This is a genomic window from Aeromonas sp. s13 (assembly GCF_040907905.1).
GTDB lineage: Bacteria > Pseudomonadota > Gammaproteobacteria > Enterobacterales > Aeromonadaceae > Aeromonas > Aeromonas veronii.
In genome coordinates, this window is record NZ_JBFOCS010000081.1 from 24054 (window position 1) to 40982 (window position 16929).

Below are 16929 nucleotides of genomic sequence, written 5' to 3' on the forward strand. Positions count from 1 at the left end.
TCGTATTAATGCTCGTTTTAGTGGTTTATTGTGACATTTAACACTATGTAGGTAGAGAGCAGAAAAGCCGAAAAGGGTGCATGGAACGGCTGTCATTTAGGGCGCCAGTCTCTATAATTCGCCGGTTTCCGCTGCACGCAGAGGCGCTGGCGGGCGTTGACATTGTGGTTCACCCCGACATGGTTCATGTTCCGGCGGTGTTCACTTCATCAAGAGGAGAGGGTGTGAAGAAGTCTATCTACATTGCCTACACAGGCGGCACCATTGGGATGCAGCGTTCCGATCACGGCTACGTGCCGATGGCGGGCTTTATGGAAGACTGTCTGGCGCGGATGCCCGAGTTTCACCGCCCCGAGATGCCGGATTACCATATCCACGAGTATGCGCCCCTCATCGACTCCTCCGACATGACCCCGGCGGACTGGCAGCGCATCGCCGAAGACATTCGCGACAACTATGAGAAGTACGACGGCTTTGTGATCCTGCACGGCACCGACACCATGTCGTTCACCGCCTCGGCGCTCTCTTTCATGCTGGAAGATCTGCACAAGCCGGTCATCATCACCGGCTCCCAGATCCCGCTGGCCGAGCTGCGCTCCGACGGTCAGCAGAACCTGCTCAACGCCCTCTATATCGCGGCCAACTACCCGATCCACGAGGTGACGCTGTTCTTCAACAACCAGCTCTATCGCGGCAACCGCAGCAAGAAGGTGCACGCCGATGGCTTCCACGCCTTCGATTCGCCCAACTATCCGCCGCTGCTCAATGCCGGGATCGCCATTTCGCTGGAGGCGGGCGAGCTGGGCGTGCCGTCCGAGCGGCCGCTGGTGCTGCATGACATCACCCCCCAGCCCATCGGCGTGGTGACCCTCTATCCGGGGATCTCCAGCGAGGTGATCGCCAATATCCTGCAACAGCCGGTGAAGGCGCTGATCCTGCTCTCGTTCGGGGTCGGCAATGCGCCGCAAAACCCGGCCATGCTGGCGCTGCTCTCCGAGGCCTCGGCCCGCGGCGTCATCATCGTCAACCTGAGCCAGTGCTTGCACGGCAAGGTCAATATGGGGGGTTATGCCACCGGCAATGCCCTGTCGCGGGCCGGGGTGATCTCGGGCTTTGACATGACCGCCGAAGCGGCGCTCACCAAGCTGCACTTCCTGCTGAGCCAGGACTTGCCATCCCACCGTATTCGCGAGTTGATGCAGCAGTCCCTGCGTGGGGAGCTGACGCCCTGAGAAACTGTCCGCGACCTTACTGCGAAGCCGTGATCAAGGCTCATGTGCTGCTCGGAATCCTCATGTATGTATATACACTCCGGTTCCTGCGCTGCTCTTCACCTTGCTGACGTCTTCTCGCTACAGGTCGTGAACAGCTTCTGACCTCCCTACCATGGGGAGAGTGGAAAAAGAGGGGAGCCATCATGGCTCCCCTCTCTAGTTGCGGCCGCAGCTGGTGGCCTGCCGGGTCAAGTTCAGTGGTTGAGGTCGACCCGCACTATCTCTTCCTCATCGCGATACTGACGCTTGAGCTCGCTCTTGCTCTTCATCACAATCTCGCCGTCACGACCTATGTTCATGTGCTCGGGATTGTCGAGGTGCATCGCCTGCCAGGCCATCACGGCTTGCAGGGAGGTGGCCTTCTGCTCGTCGGTCAGGGGCTTGCCATCGGGCCACTTGCCCAGCTCGACTGCGGTCTTGAGCCGCTCGTACACCTCTGCGGGCATCTGCCTGATAGCTTGTAAAAACTCACCCTGTTGAAACGACATCCGGCATTCTCCTTGAACTATTGAGCCATAAACTTCGGGGTCAGCCCGGCAGAGATCCTGGCGGGCTGTGCAGGTAGACCCTATCGGGGTCTATGCAGGTAGATCCTGGCGGACTACGCCAGCCATCTGCTCCATCACCCGCACTACCTGACAACTGTACCCGAACTCGTTGTCATACCATACGTAGAGCACACAGTGATCCCCCTCGGCGATGGTCGCCTGGGAGTCGACGATGCCCGCATAACGGGAACCTACCATGTCGGAGGAGACCAGCTCGCTGCTGGCGCTGAAGTCGATCTGGCGATGGAGGGCCGAGCTTAGCGCCATCTGCTGCAGATAGGCGTTGAGGCTCTCCCGATCGGTAGCCTGCTCCAGCGACAGGTTGATAATTGCCAGCGAGACATTGGGGGTCGGCACCCGGATGGCGTTGCCGGTCAGCTTGCCCTTCAGTTCCGGCAGCGCCTTGGCCACCGCCTTGGCGGCGCCGGTGCTGGTCATCACCATATTGAGTGCGGCGCTGCGACCGCGGCGCTCGCCTTTGTGATAGTTATCGATGAGGTTCTGATCGTTGGTGTAGGAGTGGACCGTCTCCACGTGGCCGTGGCGGATGCCGAACCGCTCCTGCATTACCTTGAGCACCGGGGTGATGGCGTTGGTGGTACAGGAGGCGGCGGAGATGATCCTGTCATCCGGGCCTATCACCTCATGGTTGACCCCGAACACCACGTTCTTCATCTCCCCCTTGCCGGGAGCGGTCAGCAGCACCTTGCCAGCACCGCGCGCTTTCAGGTGCTCGGAGAGGCCTGCTTCGTCACGCCAGACGCCGGTGTTGTCGACGATCAGCGCATCGTGAATGCCGTAAGCTGTGTAGTCGATGTCGGCCGGGCTGTTTGCATAGATAACCTGGATGAAGGTGCCGTTGGCGATGATGGCGCTGCGCTCCACATCCACCTCGATGGAGCCATTGAAGGGGCCGTGCACTGAGTCGCGGCGCAGCAGGCTGGCACGTTTCTCCAGATCTCCGTCGCGACCACCACGCACCACGATGGCGCGCAGACGCAGCGGATTGGCGGCGCCGGTACGCTCGATCAGCAGGCGGGCCAGCAGGCGGCCGATACGGCCAAAGCCGTAGAGCACCACGTCGGTCGGTTGCGGCATCTGGCTGCGGCCAAGGGCCGGCGCCAGTCGCGCTTGCAGATAGTCCTCGATCCCCGCCTCATCCTGATGATCCTGCCAGTAGCCGACTGCCAGCTTGCCAAGGTCAACCTCGGCGGCGGTGGGTTTGAGGGCAACGATGGCCTGAAGCAGGGGGAAGCTTTGCTGGATGGGGAGGGGAGCGCCCTGGTGGCGGCGGACGACCCGGTGGGCCTTGAGGATATCGATGGTGGAGGCGTTTTGCAGCGGGCGGCCGTAGAGGGTGATCTCGACCCCTTGTTGTCGGTAGAGGCGACCAATCAAGGGCTGCATGGCTTCGGCGAGCTCCTGGCTCTCCTGCCACGCTTGCAAGTAGTGCTCGTGGGTCATTGACCAGATCCTTTATTTCACGTTGTTGGTGTAAATAGAAAATTCGTCGAATGCAGATCAGTGTAGGGGTGTATATTTCGTTATATTATTCTGCAATCGCGGCCTTATATGGCGCGCGCATTGTAATGGATATGTAACCGGTTTGCTAGCCGGAGGTGGCCCGTAAAGGCGCCAGTTGTTACCAACCCGCGTTACCAACAAGATGTGAACCATGGCCAATTTCCCCCTGCGACAGACCTTCATCATGCTTTCAGTCGGCCTTGCCGTGGCTGGCTGCAATGACGATCGGATCCACAACATCTGTGGCAATCATCCCGAGCTCTGCCAGGATCTGGTGGACGATGGCTGGTGTCGCTACGAGCGTACCGATGTGATCCGCAGTCGCTTCTATCTCAAGGAAGAGGGGACGGATCGGCGCAAGTACGAGCTGATGCGTAACCTTGAGCGCTATCTCAAATGTGCCGAGCGTTCCACCAGCATTGAGTACAAGAATGCCCGCGAGCAGAAGAGTCCACGGGTCGAGGGCATGCTGGCGGCCGGGGATCAGTTGGCCCAGCTCGATGCGGCGACCCGCAATTCGCAAGATCCCTACCTGCTGCTCTGGCACTGGACCAACAACACCAACGAGCTGGCTCGTCAGCAGTTTATGGCGCTGGAAGGCACCAAGGCGCTGGATGAACCCGAGCTGCAACTGGCGCTCGGCGGTATCTACGCCAAGAGCGACCCCGAAAAGGCCATTGCCACCCTGCAGCACGGCCTCTCCCTCTATCAGGAGGGGGATAAGGTCAACAGCCGTATATTCACCTCCCTCAGCACCCTCTATATGGGCCAGAAACAGTATGGGTTGGCCTATCTGTGGGGCAAGGTGAGCGAATCGTTTCAGGATAGCCCCGAGGTCTCAGCCAAACGTTTTGGCATCTACCACACCCTGAGCAAGACAGAGCAGGATGGCTACGATGTGCGGGCTGCCGAAATTGTCGAGCAGCTCAAGCATGGCAACTATCGGCCCTGAGGCAGTGATGACGACGCTCTCTCCGGCCAGCTGCTGGCCCAATCCGTTCGATCTCTCTTTCGTTCATGGCGAGGTACGTACCGATGGCCGTACGCTGGAGCGCCTCACGGTGCGCGCCGTGGTGCCCCGTGGCGACGAGCTGCTGCTCGTCCACTCCCGGGTCAACGGCGATCTGATGTTCCCCGGGGGCGGCATTGAAGCGGGGGAGAGCCACCATGTGGCGCTCGCTCGCGAGCTGCTGGAGGAGTGCGGTGCCGAGCTGCGGGAAGTGGGGGGCCTGCTTGGCGAGACCCGTGAATATCGCGCCGCCCGCGAGCCGGGGTTCGATGCCTACTGCATCCGCTCGCTCTACTACTTGTGCCGGATTGGCGATCAGCTGGTGGCCCCGCAGCCGCAGCCCTACGAGATCCGCCTTGGCTTCGTGCCCGGCTGGTTTGCCCTCGACGAAGCGCTGCAGACCAACAAGACCCAGCTGGCGGGGCCCTGTCCCCAGTGGACGGCGCGAGAGACCCGGGTGCTGGCCCAGCTGCAACGCTGGCATCAGCAGGGAATCTTCGACCACGGCTACTGAAGTAGATCAAGCCGCAACGGTCAGTGATACCAACAAAAAAGAGCGCCAATGGGCGCTCTTTTTTATTGTGAGGGTGGCGGTTACTTGGCCACTCTGTCGTGCGAGATCATTTGACCTCTTCGCCCTTGGCTTGAAGATCAGCATGGTAGGAGGAGCGAACGAAAGGACCGCAGGCGGCGTGGGTAAAGCCCAGCTCCATGGCGACATCTTTCAGCTCGTCAAACTCTGCTGGCGGCACGTAGCGCTTGACCGGCAGGTGGTGGCGGCTCGGCTGCAGATACTGACCCAAGGTCAGCATGTTGACGCCGTGGGCGCGCAGATCCTTGAGCACCTCGACGATCTCTTCGTTGGTCTCGCCAAGGCCCATCATCAGACCGGATTTGGTCGGTACGTGGGGGTGCATCTCCTTGATGCGGCGCAGCAGCTCCAGCGACCACTTGTAGTCGGCACCCGGGCGAGCGACGCGATACATGCGCGGCGCGGTTTCCAGGTTGTGGTTGAAGACGTCCGGCGGGGTCTCGCGGAACACCTCCAGTGCCTGCTCCATCCGGCCACGGAAGTCTGGGGTCAGGATCTCTATGCGGGTCTGCGGGCTGTGCTCGCGGATCTCGCGGATGCAGTCGGCGAAGTGCTGGGCACCGCCGTCGCGCAGATCGTCGCGGTCCACCGAGGTGATCACCACATACTTGAGGTTCATCTCTTTGATGGTCAGCGCCAGCTTCTTCGGCTCTTCCGGATCGAGTGCCAGCGGGCGGCCGTGGGCCACGTCGCAGAAGGGGCAACGGCGGGTGCAGATGGCGCCCATGATCATGAAGGTGGCGGTGCCGTGGTTGAAACACTCCGCCAGATTGGGGCAGGAGGCCTCTTCACAGACCGAGTGCAGCTTGTTCTTGCGCAAGGTGCTCTTGATGTGTTCGATCTTCTGGCTGGAGGGGGGCAGCTTGATCCGCATCCAGTCCGGCTTGCGAAGGAGTTCTTCGTTGGGATCCGGCATGAATTTCACCGGGATCAGGGCCATCTTGTCGCCATCGCGCAGCTTGACGCCCGGCTCCATACGAACGGGTTTGCTCATGATTCACTCTCGGTGTTTGTTATTGTTTGATAGCCAATCAGGCGAGCCAGCTCGGCCACCAGAATGGATTGCGCCTCGGCCACGCTTTGCGGGCCGCCCAGGGCGCTGGTCTGGGTCATGGCCATACCCGCATAGCCGCACGGATTGATGTGCAGGAAGGGGGTCATGTCCATGTTGATGTTGAGGGCCAGCCCGTGGAACGAGCACCCCTTGCGGATGCGCAGACCCAGCGAGGCCAGTTTTGCCTCCATGCCAAGGTCATTTTTCACATAGACCCCGGGGGCATCGGCCTTGGCATAAGCCTGGATATCGCTTTTGGCGAGGGTATTGATGATGGCTGTCTCCAGCGCGGTCACCAGCTCGCGAACCGAAAATTTGCAGCGGCGGACATCCACCAGTACGTAGAGCACCAGCTGGCCCGGGCCGTGATAGGTCACCTGACCGCCGCGATCGCTCTGCACCACCGGGATATTGCCCGGATTGAGCAGGTGTTCTGCCTTGCCGGCCTGGCCCTGGGTGTAGACGGGATCGTGCTCGACCACCCAGAACTCGTCCGGGGTGTCGCTGGTGCGGTTGTCGGTAAAGGCTTTCATGGCGTCCCATACCGGCTGGTAGGGGCGGCGACCCAGCTGCCTGACAATCAGGCTGGACTGGGCGGGGATCTGGGATGACATGGCGTCCTCGCGGCGTGCTGCGGCCAAAAACAGTCGCCCCGCAGAACGGGGCGAGAGAGAAATTACAGTACGTATTTCACCAGCTCGATCTTGCCAAGGGCGTGGTACATCGCTTCGATGTGCTCCTTGCTCTGGGCTGTCACGGTCACGCGGACCGAGTGGTAGTTGCCCTTGGAGCTGGGCTGGACTGTCGGGCTGTAGGTGCCGGGGGCGTGCTGCTGCAGCACTTCAACCACCATTTCCGGCAGTGCCGGGTCGGCAACGCCGAGTACCTTGAACGGGAATTTGCAGGGAAACTCCAGCAGTTCATCAAACTTGGTATTCATTTACTCACCTTTTGCGTCATCACCGGGATGACTTCATCTTGGATGGCTAGTGGCCGATGGCCCGTGGAGGCCGCCATTTCAAGTCTATATGGGCACGGCTCATAACTATATGGGCGCGGCCCGGACCGGGATCAAGGCCAGGATCGGTCAGACAAGGATGGAAGTGCTGCTTTTTACCACAAATCAGGGTAAGGCGGAACCTGCAGTTTACAGGGTTATTCACTGCCTTTGTCCGTCACAGACAGCAGCGGCGCCTGTTGGCGCCGCTGTTTGGTGAGGATTGTGCGTTGGATTACTTGAACCAGCTGGTGACCAGCAGTACCAGGTAGTCCCACAGACGGCTCATCAAGCCACCTTCCTGCACCTCTTCCAGGGCTACCAGCGGCACCTGCTTGATCTCTTTGTCACCCTGTTTCAGGAACACGGTACCGACGCGCTGACCCTTGGCCAGCGGCGCTTTCAGTTCGCTGTCGAGCTGGAAGTCAGCCTTCAGGTTGTTGCCCTGACCGCGGGTGACCAGCACGGAGACATCTTTGTCGACGCCCAGTTTCACTTCCGGTTTGTCGCCCATCCAGATCTTCTGGGTGACCAGCTCGGTGCCTGCTTTGTACGGGGTCAGGCTCTGGAAGAAGCGGAAGCCGTAGGTGAGCAGTTTTTTGCTCTCGGCGGCGCGGGAGGCTTCGCTGCTGGCGCCCAGTACCACGGCGATCAGGCGCATGCCTTCGTTGTTGGTGGCAGAGGAGACCAGGTTATAGCCGACCTGGCTGACGTGGCCGGTCTTGATGCCATCCACTTGCAGGGACTGATCCCACAGCAGGCGGTTGCGGTTGTGCTGGGTGATGCCGTTGAACACGAAGGATTTCTGGGAGTAGATCTTGTACTCCTCCGGCAGGTCGCGGATCAGCGCCTGACCCAGACGGGCCATGTCGTGAGCGGTACTGTAGTGACCTTCCGCATCCAGACCGTGCGGGTTCATGAAGTGGCTGTCGTTCATGCCGAGCTTGGCGGCCCAGCTGTTCATCAGGCTGGCGAAGGAGTCGGTGCTGCCTGCCAGGAACTCGGCCATGGCGACGCAGGCGTCGTTGCCGGACTGGATGATGATGCCCTTGTTGAGGTCATCGACGGAGACCTGCTTGCCCACCTCGATAAACATCTTGGAGGAGTCGGAGTAGTTCTTGGACCAGGCGTTCTGGCTGATGGTCACCATGTCGGTGCGCTTGATATTCCCCTTCAGCAGCTCCTGGCCGATGATGTAGGAGGTCATCATCTTGGTCAGACTGGCGGGCGGCAGACGCTCTTCGGCGTTCTGCTCGGCCAGCACCTGACCGGAGTAGTAGTCGATCAGAATATGGGCCTTGGCGGAGATCTCCGGCGCGGCGGGAACCACCATGGGCATGGCATTCGGGGTCGGTGTCGGCACCGGCGTATTGGCCTGGGCGGTTACGCTGATCAGTGAGGCCAGAAGAACTGAACGGGCAAATTTGGACATCTTGAAATTCCTGCGAGCCAGATGGGGATAAAATGCGGGCCTAACTATACCAGATGCGCCCGCAGGTTATAGCCCGAGATGGCGATCAGAACTGGTTTTTTATCCATCACTCCCTGTCATCACGCCATAAAACGACGTGATGACAGTGAGTAAGCGGTTAGTCACATCCGCGGCAAAGTGGGGCGATCAGGGCACGATAAAGGCCTGTTCCAGCCCGCCCTGACGTACTTTTTCCAGCACACTTGCCTGCTGGTCGGCGGCGACCGGGCCAATCAGCACCCGGAAAATGGCGCCATGGGCATCGATCCGGTAGGGTACGCCGTAACGCTGGGTCATCACCTTGCCCATCGCCTCGGCCCGATCCCGGGAGCCGCTGGCCAGTACCTGGATCATCTTGCCATCACCACTGCTGGCGGGCGCTGCAGCCTTGGCTGGCGCTGGTTTGACAGGTGCCGCTTTGGCGGGTGTGGCCGCGGGCGCCTTGACGGGGGCGGGTTCGGCGGCGGGAGTGGCCATCGCCAGTGCGGTTGGTTCACCCAGGAAGCCATCTTGCGACAGCGTGTTGGAGGCCGCAGCCGGAGTGGTCGGGGTCATCTCGATGGGCTTCATCGGTTCCATGATCACCATCTGATCCGGGGTGTCGCTGATCAGCTCCAGCCGTACTCGGGCCTCACCGCTATCGACCATCTCCAGCTGCTTGGCCGCTGCGTAGGAGAGGTCGATCAGGCGCGGGCTGTTGAACGGGCCGCGATCGTTGACCCGCACTATGGTTTCCAGCCCGTTGTCCAGATTGGTGACCCGCACATAGCTAGGGATGGGCAGGTTGCGGTGGGCGGCACTGAACAGCTTGCTGTCCAGCACATCGCCGTTGGCGGTCTTCTGGCCGTCCAGATCCGGCGATAGCCAGCTGGCGGTGCCCTCTTCGCTGTAGTGTTTGATGTCGCGCCACACCTCGTGCTTCTGCTTGCCGATCCAGTAGTCCCGGTTGCCGCTGGCACTCAGGGGCTCGGGGCGCGGAATGGCGCCGGTGGCTTGCGGGATCTCGATAACGGGTGGCTTGCTGACCGGTGCTTGCGGCTCGATGGGGGCGCTCTGTTCCGGCTGGCTGCTACAGGCGGCCAGCAACAAGCTCAGGCTGAGCGGGAGGAGTTTGTGACGAAGATGCATACGCTTCCTGAATGGCTTGGCTAAGTTGATACACCGCCATCGCATAGAGTGGGCTGCGATTGTAACGGGTGATCACATAAAAGTTATGCCGTGCGACCCAGTATTCCGGTCCATCGGCTTGGGCAAACGCCAGCAACTTGACCGGCGTCTGTGGGGTCAGCGGCGTGGCGAGCTCAATCCCTGCCGCCGCCAGTTCTGACCACTGTTGTGTTAGCTCGGGCTCAGGCCTGAGTAGAGGTTCGACTGCCATCAACCCGATCTGGGCCGGTTCCACCACGGATTCGCCCCAGCGCCACTGGTGGCTGGCAAAATAGTTGGCCACGCTGCCGATGGCATCGACCGGGTTGGCAAACAGATCCCGCTTGCCATCCCCGTCAAAGTCGACGGCGTAGTGGCGATAGCTGGAGGGCATGAACTGCCCCATACCCATGGCGCCGGCATAGGAGCCCTTGAGGGCATCGAGTTGCCACCCTTCCTCTTTGGCCAGCACCACCAGCTGGGCAAACTCCTTGGCAAAGAAGTCGCTGCGCTCCGGGTAGTGGAACCCCAGGGTGTAGAGGCTATCGAGCACCGGATGACGGCCCATCTGGCGACCGTAGAAGGTTTCTACCCCTATGATGGCCACGATGAGCGAGGCGGGCACCCGATAGGTCTGCTCCGCGCGGGCCAGTGTCTCGGCATGTTGCTGCCAGAACTGCTGGCCGTCACGGATGCGATCCGGGGTAACAAACAGCGGCCGGTAGCGATGCCAGGGCTTGGCCTCCCACGGCTTGCTGATGGTGTCGAGCACCTCCTGCCGTAACTGGGCGCGGGCGACCGCGGCCTGCAGCTCCGCCAGCGGCACCTGCTGCTGGTCGGCGAGCAGGGCCAACCGATCCGGCGACACGGCGGCGGTCGCCATCGTGGTGGCGAGGGAGAGCAGCAATCCAACCCGTCTCATCAGGCGAGCAGTCTTCTATGAGTCTGGATGGACATCAGGATACCGAATCCGGCCATCAGGGTCACCATGGAGGTACCGCCATAGCTCACCAGCGGCAGGGGCACCCCCACCACCGGCAGGATGCCGCTCACCATGCCCATGTTGACGAACACATAGACGAAGAAGGTGAGGGTGATGGCGCCGCCCAGCAGTCGCTCGAAGCTGTTCTGGGCCTGCATCGAGATAAACAGGCAGCGGCTGATGACGTAGAGGTAGAGCACCAGCAGCAGCGCTACCCCCACCAGACCGAACTCCTCGCTGAATACCGCGAAGATAAAGTCGGTATGCCGTTCTGGTAAAAACTCCAGCTGGGACTGGGTCCCTTGCAGCCACCCTTTGCCGAAGACGCCGCCGGAGCCGATGGCAATCTTGGACTGAATGATGTGATAGCCTCGGCCGAGTGGGTCTTTCTCCGGGTCGAGCAGCATCAGCACCCGCTGGCGCTGGTAGTCGTGCATCAGGAAGAACCAGAGCACCGGCATAAAGGCCAGCATCAGCAGGACCGCCAAGCCGATCAGCCACCAGCTGAGCCCCGCCAGGAAGATGACGAAGAAGCCTGAGGCGGCCACCAGAATGGAGGTGCCAAGGTCAGGCTGCGCGGCGATCAGCAGGGTGGGCAGCAGCACCATGATGAGGGCGATCACCACATGGCTGAACTTGGGGGGCAGCGAGTGGCGACTGAGCCAGGCGGCCACCATGATCGGCATGGAGAGCTTCATCACCTCGGAGGGCTGGAACTTCATAAAGCCCAGATCGAGCCAGCGCTGGGCCCCCTTGCCGATATGGCCGAACACGTCCACCGCAATCAGCATCAGCACCACCACGGCGAACAGCGGCACCGACCAGCGGGCGTAGAGGGAGGGGGGCAGCTGGGCCAGGCCGATCATCAGAGCAAAGGCGAGACCGCCGCGCACCAGCTGGCGCACGATGGAGTCCATATCCTGACCGGAGGCGGAGTAGAGCACCACCATGGAGAGGGTCATCACGGCCAGCAGACCGAGCAGCAGGGGCAAGTCGATATGCAGCTTGTACCAGATGCTCTGCTGGCGGGCAGAATTACTCATTGGGAGCGACCTCACTCGGTTGGGACTGCTTTTCCGGTGCCGGTGGCAGTTGCGGATCAGGGGGCAGCAGATAGGCATCCAGCATCTGGCGAGCAATGGGCGATGCAGCTCGACCACCACCACCTCCAATGGAGTTTTCCAGTACCAGAGCTACCACCGCTTTGGGTGCCTCGAAGGGGGCATAAGCAACGAACAAAGCGTTATCGCGATGCTCCGCCTTGACCGTCTTGATGTTGTAAACCTGATTTTCCTTCAAACCGACTACCTGGGCTGTGCCCGATTTGCCGCCTGAGGAATAAGGCGCCTTGGCAAACGAGTGACGGCCACTGCCTTCACTGCCATGGTTGACTCGCCACATCCCATCCTGCGCCACTTTCCAGAAGCTGTCGTTCTTGAGCTTGAGGGCGATATTGGGGTTGATGGGGGCATCGACCACCCCCGCCTGGGAGGCTGTACTCTTGAGCAAGTGCGGGGTGACGTCGTGACCATTCTGGGTCAGGATGCTGATCGCCTTGGCCAGTTGGAGCGGGGTGGCGCTCCAGTAGCCCTGACCGATACCGACAGAGATGGTGTCACCCTGATACCAGGGCTGGCGCCAACGGGCCATCTTCCAGTCACGGGACGGCATGACCCCCTTGGTCTCTTCATAGAGATCGACCCCGGTGTACTGACCGAAGCCAAACTTGGTCATGTAGCTGTGGATCTTGTCGATGCCGACTCGATAGGCGAGATCGTAGAAGTAGGTATCTGCCGAGACCTCGATGGCGCGATAGACGTCGAGCCAGCCATGACCCCAGCGGCGCCAGTCGCGAAACTTCTTGGTGGTACCGGGAATGGAGAAGCTCGGGCCGCCGAAATAGCGGTAGCCCGGGGTAATGGCCCCCTCGTTGAGACCCATGATGGACATCATGGGCTTGACGGTGGAGGCAGGGGCATAAATGCCCTGAGTGGTGCGGTTCACCAGCGGCCGCGCCGGATCGTTGAGCAGCGCCGAGTAGTTGGCGCTGGAGATACCGGTCACGAACAGGTTGGGGTCATAGCTCGGGCTCGACTCCAGGGCCAGGATGGCGCCGGTTTTCGGGTCCATCATCACGATGGCTCCGCGCTGGCCAGCCAGCAGTTGCTGGGCCTTGAGCTGCATCCGGACGTCGATATTGAGGTAGATATCCTTGCCCGGAATAGGCGGCTGGAACTTGAGGGTGCGGACAATCCGGCCGCGGTTGTTCACCTCGACCTCCTGATAGCCCGCCACACCGTGCAGCTCATCCTCGTAATACTTCTCCACTCCCTGCTTGCCGATATCCTTGGTGGCCGCGTAGTTGGCGAGTTTTTCTTCCTTCTCGAGGCGCTCCACGTCACGGGTGTTGATCTTGGCCACATAGCCCAAAGCATGGGTGAGGGTGTCACCAAACGGGTAGTAGCGTTTGAGGTAGGCCTCGATGCTGGCACCCGGGTAGTTGTGCTGGTTGACCGAGAAGAGGGCCACCTGATATTCGGTCAGCTTCTCGTAGAGGGCGACCGGCTTGAAGCGGCGCTGGCGCTTCACTTCGGCGAGGAACTTCTCCTTGGTGCCTTCCGGCAGACCCAGCAGGGTGATCAGCTGGTCGGCGGTTTTTTCGAGATCCTTGGTCTCTTCCGGCACGATTTCCAGACTGTAGACTGGGCGGTTTTCCGCCAGCAGCACACCGTTGGTGTCATAGATGAGGCCCCGTGGCGGTGCCACCGGCACCACGCGGATTCGGTTGGAGTTGGAGCGAGTCTGGTAGGTGTCGTAGGACTCGACCTGCAGATAATAGAGATTGCCCAGCAGCACCAGCATCAGCACGACGATACCGATGTAGGCTACCAGGGTGCGCCGGAAGAACAGATTGCCCTCGGCACTGTGATCGCGCATTTCGATGCGTTGTTTCAGCATGCCTTTACCTCAAGACCCTTGGGGGCAATAAGAGCAGGAACTGCATTGTTCACTCTCTGTGATAGGGGTGAATATGAGAGGTGAGACTCCAGAGACGCATGGCTCACTCTCTATGATACGGATGATTGGTGGTGATGCTCCAGGCCCGATAGAGGCTCTCGGCCACCAGCACCCGCACCAGCGGATGGGGCAGGGTGAGCGGTGACAGTGACCAGCTCTGTTCGGCGGCAGCCTTGCATTCGGGGGACAAACCTTCCGGCCCGCCTACCAGCAGGGCCACATCGCGGCCATCGAGTTTCCACGCCTCCAGCTGGGTAGCCAGCTGCTCCGTGGTCCAGGGCTTGCCCGGAATGTCGAGGGTGACGATGCGCGAGCGCCCCGCAGCCGCCAGCATGGCTTCCCCTTCCTTCTGCAGGATGCGGGGAATGTCGGCATTTTTGCCCCGTTTGCCTGCGCCGATCTCGACGAGTTCAAACGGCATGTCTTTGGGGAAGCGGCGACGATACTCTTCGAAGCCATGCTCTACCCAGGCGGGCATCTTGGTACCCACCGCAATCAACTGGATCTTCATGGTCGTTACACTTGTGCTCTTATTGCGTATTCATTTGAGCGGCACCGCTCCACAGCTTTTCCAGTTGGTAGAAGTCACGGTGTTCATCCTGCATCACATGCACGATCACCGAGCCCATATCTACCAGCACCCATTCACCGCTCAGTTGCCCTTCCACGCTCAGCAGATCCAGACCCGCGTGGCGGGCCTCGCTGGCCAGATGGTGGGCAATGGCGCTGACGTGACGACTGGAGTTGCCGGAACAGATGATCATGGTGTCAGTAATGCTGGATTTGCCGCGTACATCGAGGGTGATGATGTCGCGGCCTTTCATGTCATCGATCTTGTCGATGATAAAGGCATGCAATTCTTGGCCTTGCAATGAGTCTCTCCTGTATTCCGGCGCGCAGCGTTTGCGTCAGGGCGGCGGATTATATCATGGTCACTCCCGTTTCCCATCGGGTGGGGCGGGATTACGACAGGGGCTAGCGGCGGTTGGCGCGGTAGAGCCCCTGTTGATCAATATAGTGCGCAACCGACTCGGGCAAGAGGTAGCGGGTGTCTTGCCCCCCATCCAGCAAGGCCCGCAGTCGGGTGGCTGACAGTTCGATGGGCTGGTTGTCCGCCAGCCAGATATGACCGACCAGACGCTGATGCAGCGCGTTGGCATCCGCGGTGTGATGGCGCGCCAGCAGCTGCGCCACCTCGGTCGGATAATCCGGTTGCCAGCCCGGCCGCACGCTCACCACCAGATGGGCATGGTCGAGCAGCTCCTGCCAGCGGTGCCAGCTTGGCAGGCTCAGCAGGGAATCCATCCCCATCAGAAAACAGAGCGGCGTATCGGGCAGTTCACGACGCAGCTCGATAAGGGTCTCGATGGTGTAAGAGGGCTTGTCCCGTCTCAGCTCCCGCTCATCTACCACAAAGTGGTGGTTCTCTGCCGCCGCCAGTTTGACCATGGCGAGGCGCTGTTCGCTTGAGCAGAACGGATTGGCACGGTGGGGCGGGATATGGTTCGGGATCAGCCGCATTTCGGCCAGCCCGAGAGCATCGCGCGCCTCGATGGCCGGGCGCAGATGGCCGATATGGATAGGATCGAACGTGCCTCCCAGCAGGCCAATGGGCGCTTTCAGCACGGGCTGCTCTCCATCACCAGCGGCAGCGGGGTGCCATCACGAAAGCCGAGGGCAATGGTCTGCAGCATCAGCCACGCCTGTTCGGTATCGAAGCGGCGCTGGGCATCGTCCAGCTGGGCCATCAGTTGCCACAGTTGCTGCAACTTGGCAAACGGCAGGCGGGTCAGTGCTTGCTGAATGAGCTGCTGGCGGCTCTGCCAGATGCGCAGGCGGCTGAAGTGCTCCCCCAGCGGCTGGCCGTTGCGCATCGCCAACGACAGCTCGGTCAGCTGCTCCAGCTCGCGGCAGAGGGTCCAGGCCAGCATCCCTGGCTCGGTACCTTCGGCCCGCAGGGCGGCCAGAATGCGCTGGGCCCGGTTCACCTTGCCCTCCAGCAGGGTATCGACCAGCTGAAACGGGGTGAAGTGGGCGTGGCGGATAATGGTCTCTTGCAGATAGGTGACGCTGATGGGCTGGGGCGGCGAGAGCAGGGTCAGCTTCTCGATCTCCTGACTGGCGGCCAGCAGGTTGCCCTCGTAGGAGTGGCACATGAAGTTGATGGCATCCGGCAGCGCCTTGAGGCCGAAACGCGCAAAGCGGGCGCTCATCCAGCGCGGGAAAAACTTGGGCTCCGGATGGTTGACCGGCACATAGGTGCCAATCTGGTAGAGCTTGTCGAACCAGGCCGCCTTCATCTGGGTCTGGTTGAGGCGACCGCCACTCAGTACCAGCAGCAGGTCGGGATGAAGCTGCTTGCCAATTTCGCTGATGCGGGCAGCGAGATCCTTGTCCACCTTGGCGGGCAGCTCCAGCTCGATGATCTGACGGGCGGAGAAGAGGCTCATGGCCTGACAGGCATCGTAGACCTGATTCCAGTCCAGCCCCTGTTCCACCACGAAGGTGTGGCGCTCATCGAAACCCTGCTTGCGGGCGACCTGACGGATGGCATCGATGGCCTCCAGTCGCAGCAGGGGCTCGTCGCCAAAAACGAGATAGCAGGGCCGAAGCCCTGCTTTGAGGTGGTCACCAAATTGTTCCGGGTAGATCCGCATCAGAAGCTGACCTGACTCAACTGACGGATCACCTGATTGGCCGCCTGCTCCTGCATTTCGCGGTTGAGCTGCTCCTGCTCACGGGAGGAGGCGAGCGCTGCATCCGGCTTGTTGAGGAAGCTGCGGTTGAAGTTGATGGGGAAGACCTGAGTCGGCTTGCCCGGTACCGAGATGGTGAACTGGGTACCAAAGCCCAGCACATATTCGGTGTCCGTCCCCAGTGCGTTGACCGAGGCGACCTGACTGGTGCTGCCTACGCCGGCCAGAGTGAGCACCGGAATGCCCTCCTTGTCGGCCAGGGTCACGCCAGAGGCCTTCAGGCGGGTGGTAACCATCCGGTAGAAGTCGCTCTTGTTGTCGCCCACGACCTTCATGGTCATCAGCTCGCTCGGAATGCCGTTGCCGCGCATGTGAAAGCCGCAGCCTTGCAGCAGCAGACCAGCCAGCACGATGGCCATCCAGCGGGTGAAGATGGTGCCCATAGAAAATCCTCTTTGCATTAAGGGAAAGCGGCGGGCGCAGGGCCCGCCGTTATCATCCGTTTGCTGTCACAGATTGGCAATGATCAGTTGGCAGCCAATTAGTTAGCGACAATGTTGAGCTGTCATGGGCCGGTACGTCGTTACCCATGAGTGGCCACACAGTCAGCCAAGGTCG

The 16929-nt window shown here is 60.8% G+C and carries 18 protein-coding genes; 3 read left to right on the forward strand and 15 right to left on the reverse strand.

What is annotated here, in order from left to right; all coding sequences use genetic code 11:
• Positions 1-224: 224 nt before the first annotated feature.
• The gene (gene ansA, locus AB5Y82_RS18630; RefSeq protein WP_005335195.1) at positions 225-1232 is read left to right on the forward strand and encodes an asparaginase; all 1008 of its coding nucleotides are present in this window, start codon (positions 225-227) and stop codon (positions 1230-1232) included.
• 236 nt (positions 1233-1468) lie between these two features.
• Here the strand turns inward: ansA and AB5Y82_RS18635 are convergent, their stop codons facing one another.
• Positions 1469-1762, reverse strand: coding sequence for a YeaC family protein (locus AB5Y82_RS18635; protein WP_011707127.1), 294 nt, complete (start codon positions 1760-1762; stop codon positions 1469-1471).
• A 90-nt stretch (positions 1763-1852) separates the two neighbouring features.
• Positions 1853-3286 (reverse strand): glyceraldehyde-3-phosphate dehydrogenase, encoded by a 1434-nt coding sequence (locus AB5Y82_RS18640; RefSeq protein WP_139460546.1) that lies wholly within the window; start codon positions 3284-3286, stop codon positions 1853-1855.
• 211 nt (positions 3287-3497) lie between these two features.
• Between AB5Y82_RS18640 and AB5Y82_RS18645 the strand changes: the two genes are divergently transcribed.
• Positions 3498-4298, forward strand: a complete 801-nt coding sequence (locus tag AB5Y82_RS18645; RefSeq protein ID WP_005335192.1) for a DUF2989 domain-containing protein — start codon at positions 3498-3500, stop codon at positions 4296-4298.
• Positions 4299-4305: 7 nt separating this feature from the next.
• Positions 4306-4869, forward strand: a complete 564-nt coding sequence (locus AB5Y82_RS18650; protein WP_058059287.1) for an NUDIX domain-containing protein — start codon at positions 4306-4308, stop codon at positions 4867-4869.
• A 106-nt stretch (positions 4870-4975) separates the two neighbouring features.
• On the opposite strand, the gene lipA is transcribed toward AB5Y82_RS18650, so the two are convergent.
• The 13 genes from lipA to lptE form a co-directional block, all read right to left on the reverse strand.
• A complete protein-coding gene (gene lipA / locus AB5Y82_RS18655) occupies positions 4976-5941 on the reverse strand; it encodes a lipoyl synthase (RefSeq protein ID WP_005335190.1) in 966 nt (321 codons plus the stop codon).
• A complete protein-coding gene (gene lipB, locus AB5Y82_RS18660; protein WP_040066806.1) occupies positions 5938-6615 on the reverse strand; it encodes a lipoyl(octanoyl) transferase LipB in 678 nt (225 codons plus the stop codon). Before lipB ends, lipA begins: the two co-directional genes overlap by 4 nt.
• Before the next feature lie 62 nt (positions 6616-6677).
• The gene (gene ybeD / locus AB5Y82_RS18665) at positions 6678-6941 is read right to left on the reverse strand and encodes a DUF493 family protein YbeD (protein ID WP_005335178.1); all 264 of its coding nucleotides are present in this window, start codon (positions 6939-6941) and stop codon (positions 6678-6680) included.
• Between the two features lie 292 nt (positions 6942-7233).
• Positions 7234-8430, reverse strand: a complete 1197-nt coding sequence (locus tag AB5Y82_RS18670) for a D-alanyl-D-alanine carboxypeptidase family protein (protein WP_005335176.1) — start codon at positions 8428-8430, stop codon at positions 7234-7236.
• Between the two features lie 186 nt (positions 8431-8616).
• A complete protein-coding gene (locus AB5Y82_RS18675) occupies positions 8617-9597 on the reverse strand; it encodes a septal ring lytic transglycosylase RlpA family protein (RefSeq protein WP_124928714.1) in 981 nt (326 codons plus the stop codon).
• The gene (gene mltB, locus AB5Y82_RS18680; RefSeq protein WP_368174374.1) at positions 9539-10537 is read right to left on the reverse strand and encodes a lytic murein transglycosylase B; all 999 of its coding nucleotides are present in this window, start codon (positions 10535-10537) and stop codon (positions 9539-9541) included. Before mltB ends, AB5Y82_RS18675 begins: the two co-directional genes overlap by 59 nt.
• Entirely contained in the window at positions 10537-11640 is a 1104-nt protein-coding gene (gene rodA, locus AB5Y82_RS18685) for a rod shape-determining protein RodA (RefSeq protein ID WP_005335170.1), read from the reverse strand. Before rodA ends, mltB begins: the two co-directional genes overlap by 1 nt.
• Entirely contained in the window at positions 11633-13555 is a 1923-nt protein-coding gene (gene mrdA, locus AB5Y82_RS18690) for a penicillin-binding protein 2 (RefSeq protein ID WP_139442252.1), read from the reverse strand. The genes rodA and mrdA overlap by 8 nt, the downstream gene beginning before the upstream one ends.
• 103 nt (positions 13556-13658) lie before the next feature.
• Positions 13659-14126 (reverse strand): 23S rRNA (pseudouridine(1915)-N(3))-methyltransferase RlmH, encoded by a 468-nt coding sequence (gene rlmH, locus AB5Y82_RS18695; protein ID WP_005335166.1) that lies wholly within the window; start codon positions 14124-14126, stop codon positions 13659-13661.
• Positions 14127-14145: 19 nt separating this feature from the next.
• On the reverse strand, positions 14146-14487 hold the full coding sequence (rsfS, locus tag AB5Y82_RS18700; protein ID WP_005335165.1) for a ribosome silencing factor: 342 nt from the start codon (positions 14485-14487) through the stop codon (positions 14146-14148).
• 103 nt (positions 14488-14590) lie between these two features.
• Complete coding sequence (gene nadD / locus AB5Y82_RS18705) at positions 14591-15241, reverse strand: nicotinate-nucleotide adenylyltransferase (protein WP_151286085.1); 651 nt, start codon at positions 15239-15241, stop codon at positions 14591-14593.
• On the reverse strand, positions 15235-16272 hold the full coding sequence (gene holA, locus AB5Y82_RS18710) for a DNA polymerase III subunit delta (RefSeq protein WP_042054737.1): 1038 nt from the start codon (positions 16270-16272) through the stop codon (positions 15235-15237). The genes nadD and holA overlap by 7 nt, the downstream gene beginning before the upstream one ends.
• Positions 16272-16754, reverse strand: coding sequence for an LPS assembly lipoprotein LptE (gene lptE, locus AB5Y82_RS18715; protein ID WP_151286086.1), 483 nt, complete (start codon positions 16752-16754; stop codon positions 16272-16274). Before lptE ends, holA begins: the two co-directional genes overlap by 1 nt.
• Positions 16755-16929 lie beyond the last annotated feature (175 nt).

Bases quoted from the DNA above. Each gene is read 5' to 3' on its own strand.
- rodA (WP_005335170.1), bottom strand. From the start codon at position 11,640: ATGAGTAATTCTGCCCGCCAGCAGAGCATCTGGTACAAGCTGCATATC.
- AB5Y82_RS18670 (WP_005335176.1), bottom strand. From the start codon at position 8,430: ATGTCCAAATTTGCCCGTTCAGTTCTTCTGGCCTCACTGATCAGCGTA.
- AB5Y82_RS18675 (WP_124928714.1), bottom strand. From the start codon at position 9,597: ATGCATCTTCGTCACAAACTCCTCCCGCTCAGCCTGAGCTTGTTGCTG.
- lipA (WP_005335190.1), bottom strand. From the start codon at position 5,941: ATGAGCAAACCCGTTCGTATGGAGCCGGGCGTCAAGCTGCGCGATGGC.
- ybeD (WP_005335178.1), bottom strand. From the start codon at position 6,941: ATGAATACCAAGTTTGATGAACTGCTGGAGTTTCCCTGCAAATTCCCG.
- mltB (WP_368174374.1), bottom strand. From the start codon at position 10,537: ATGAGACGGGTTGGATTGCTGCTCTCCCTCGCCACCACGATGGCGACC.
- AB5Y82_RS18640 (WP_139460546.1), bottom strand. From the start codon at position 3,286: ATGACCCACGAGCACTACTTGCAAGCGTGGCAGGAGAGCCAGGAGCTC.
- lipB (WP_040066806.1), bottom strand. From the start codon at position 6,615: ATGTCATCCCAGATCCCCGCCCAGTCCAGCCTGATTGTCAGGCAGCTG.
- mrdA (WP_139442252.1), bottom strand. From the start codon at position 13,555: ATGCTGAAACAACGCATCGAAATGCGCGATCACAGTGCCGAGGGCAAT.
- holA (WP_042054737.1), bottom strand. From the start codon at position 16,272: ATGCGGATCTACCCGGAACAATTTGGTGACCACCTCAAAGCAGGGCTT.
- AB5Y82_RS18645 (WP_005335192.1), top strand. From the start codon at position 3,498: ATGGCCAATTTCCCCCTGCGACAGACCTTCATCATGCTTTCAGTCGGC.
- AB5Y82_RS18650 (WP_058059287.1), top strand. From the start codon at position 4,306: ATGACGACGCTCTCTCCGGCCAGCTGCTGGCCCAATCCGTTCGATCTC.
- lptE (WP_151286086.1), bottom strand. From the start codon at position 16,754: ATGGGCACCATCTTCACCCGCTGGATGGCCATCGTGCTGGCTGGTCTG.
- rlmH (WP_005335166.1), bottom strand. From the start codon at position 14,126: ATGAAGATCCAGTTGATTGCGGTGGGTACCAAGATGCCCGCCTGGGTA.
- AB5Y82_RS18635 (WP_011707127.1), bottom strand. From the start codon at position 1,762: ATGTCGTTTCAACAGGGTGAGTTTTTACAAGCTATCAGGCAGATGCCC.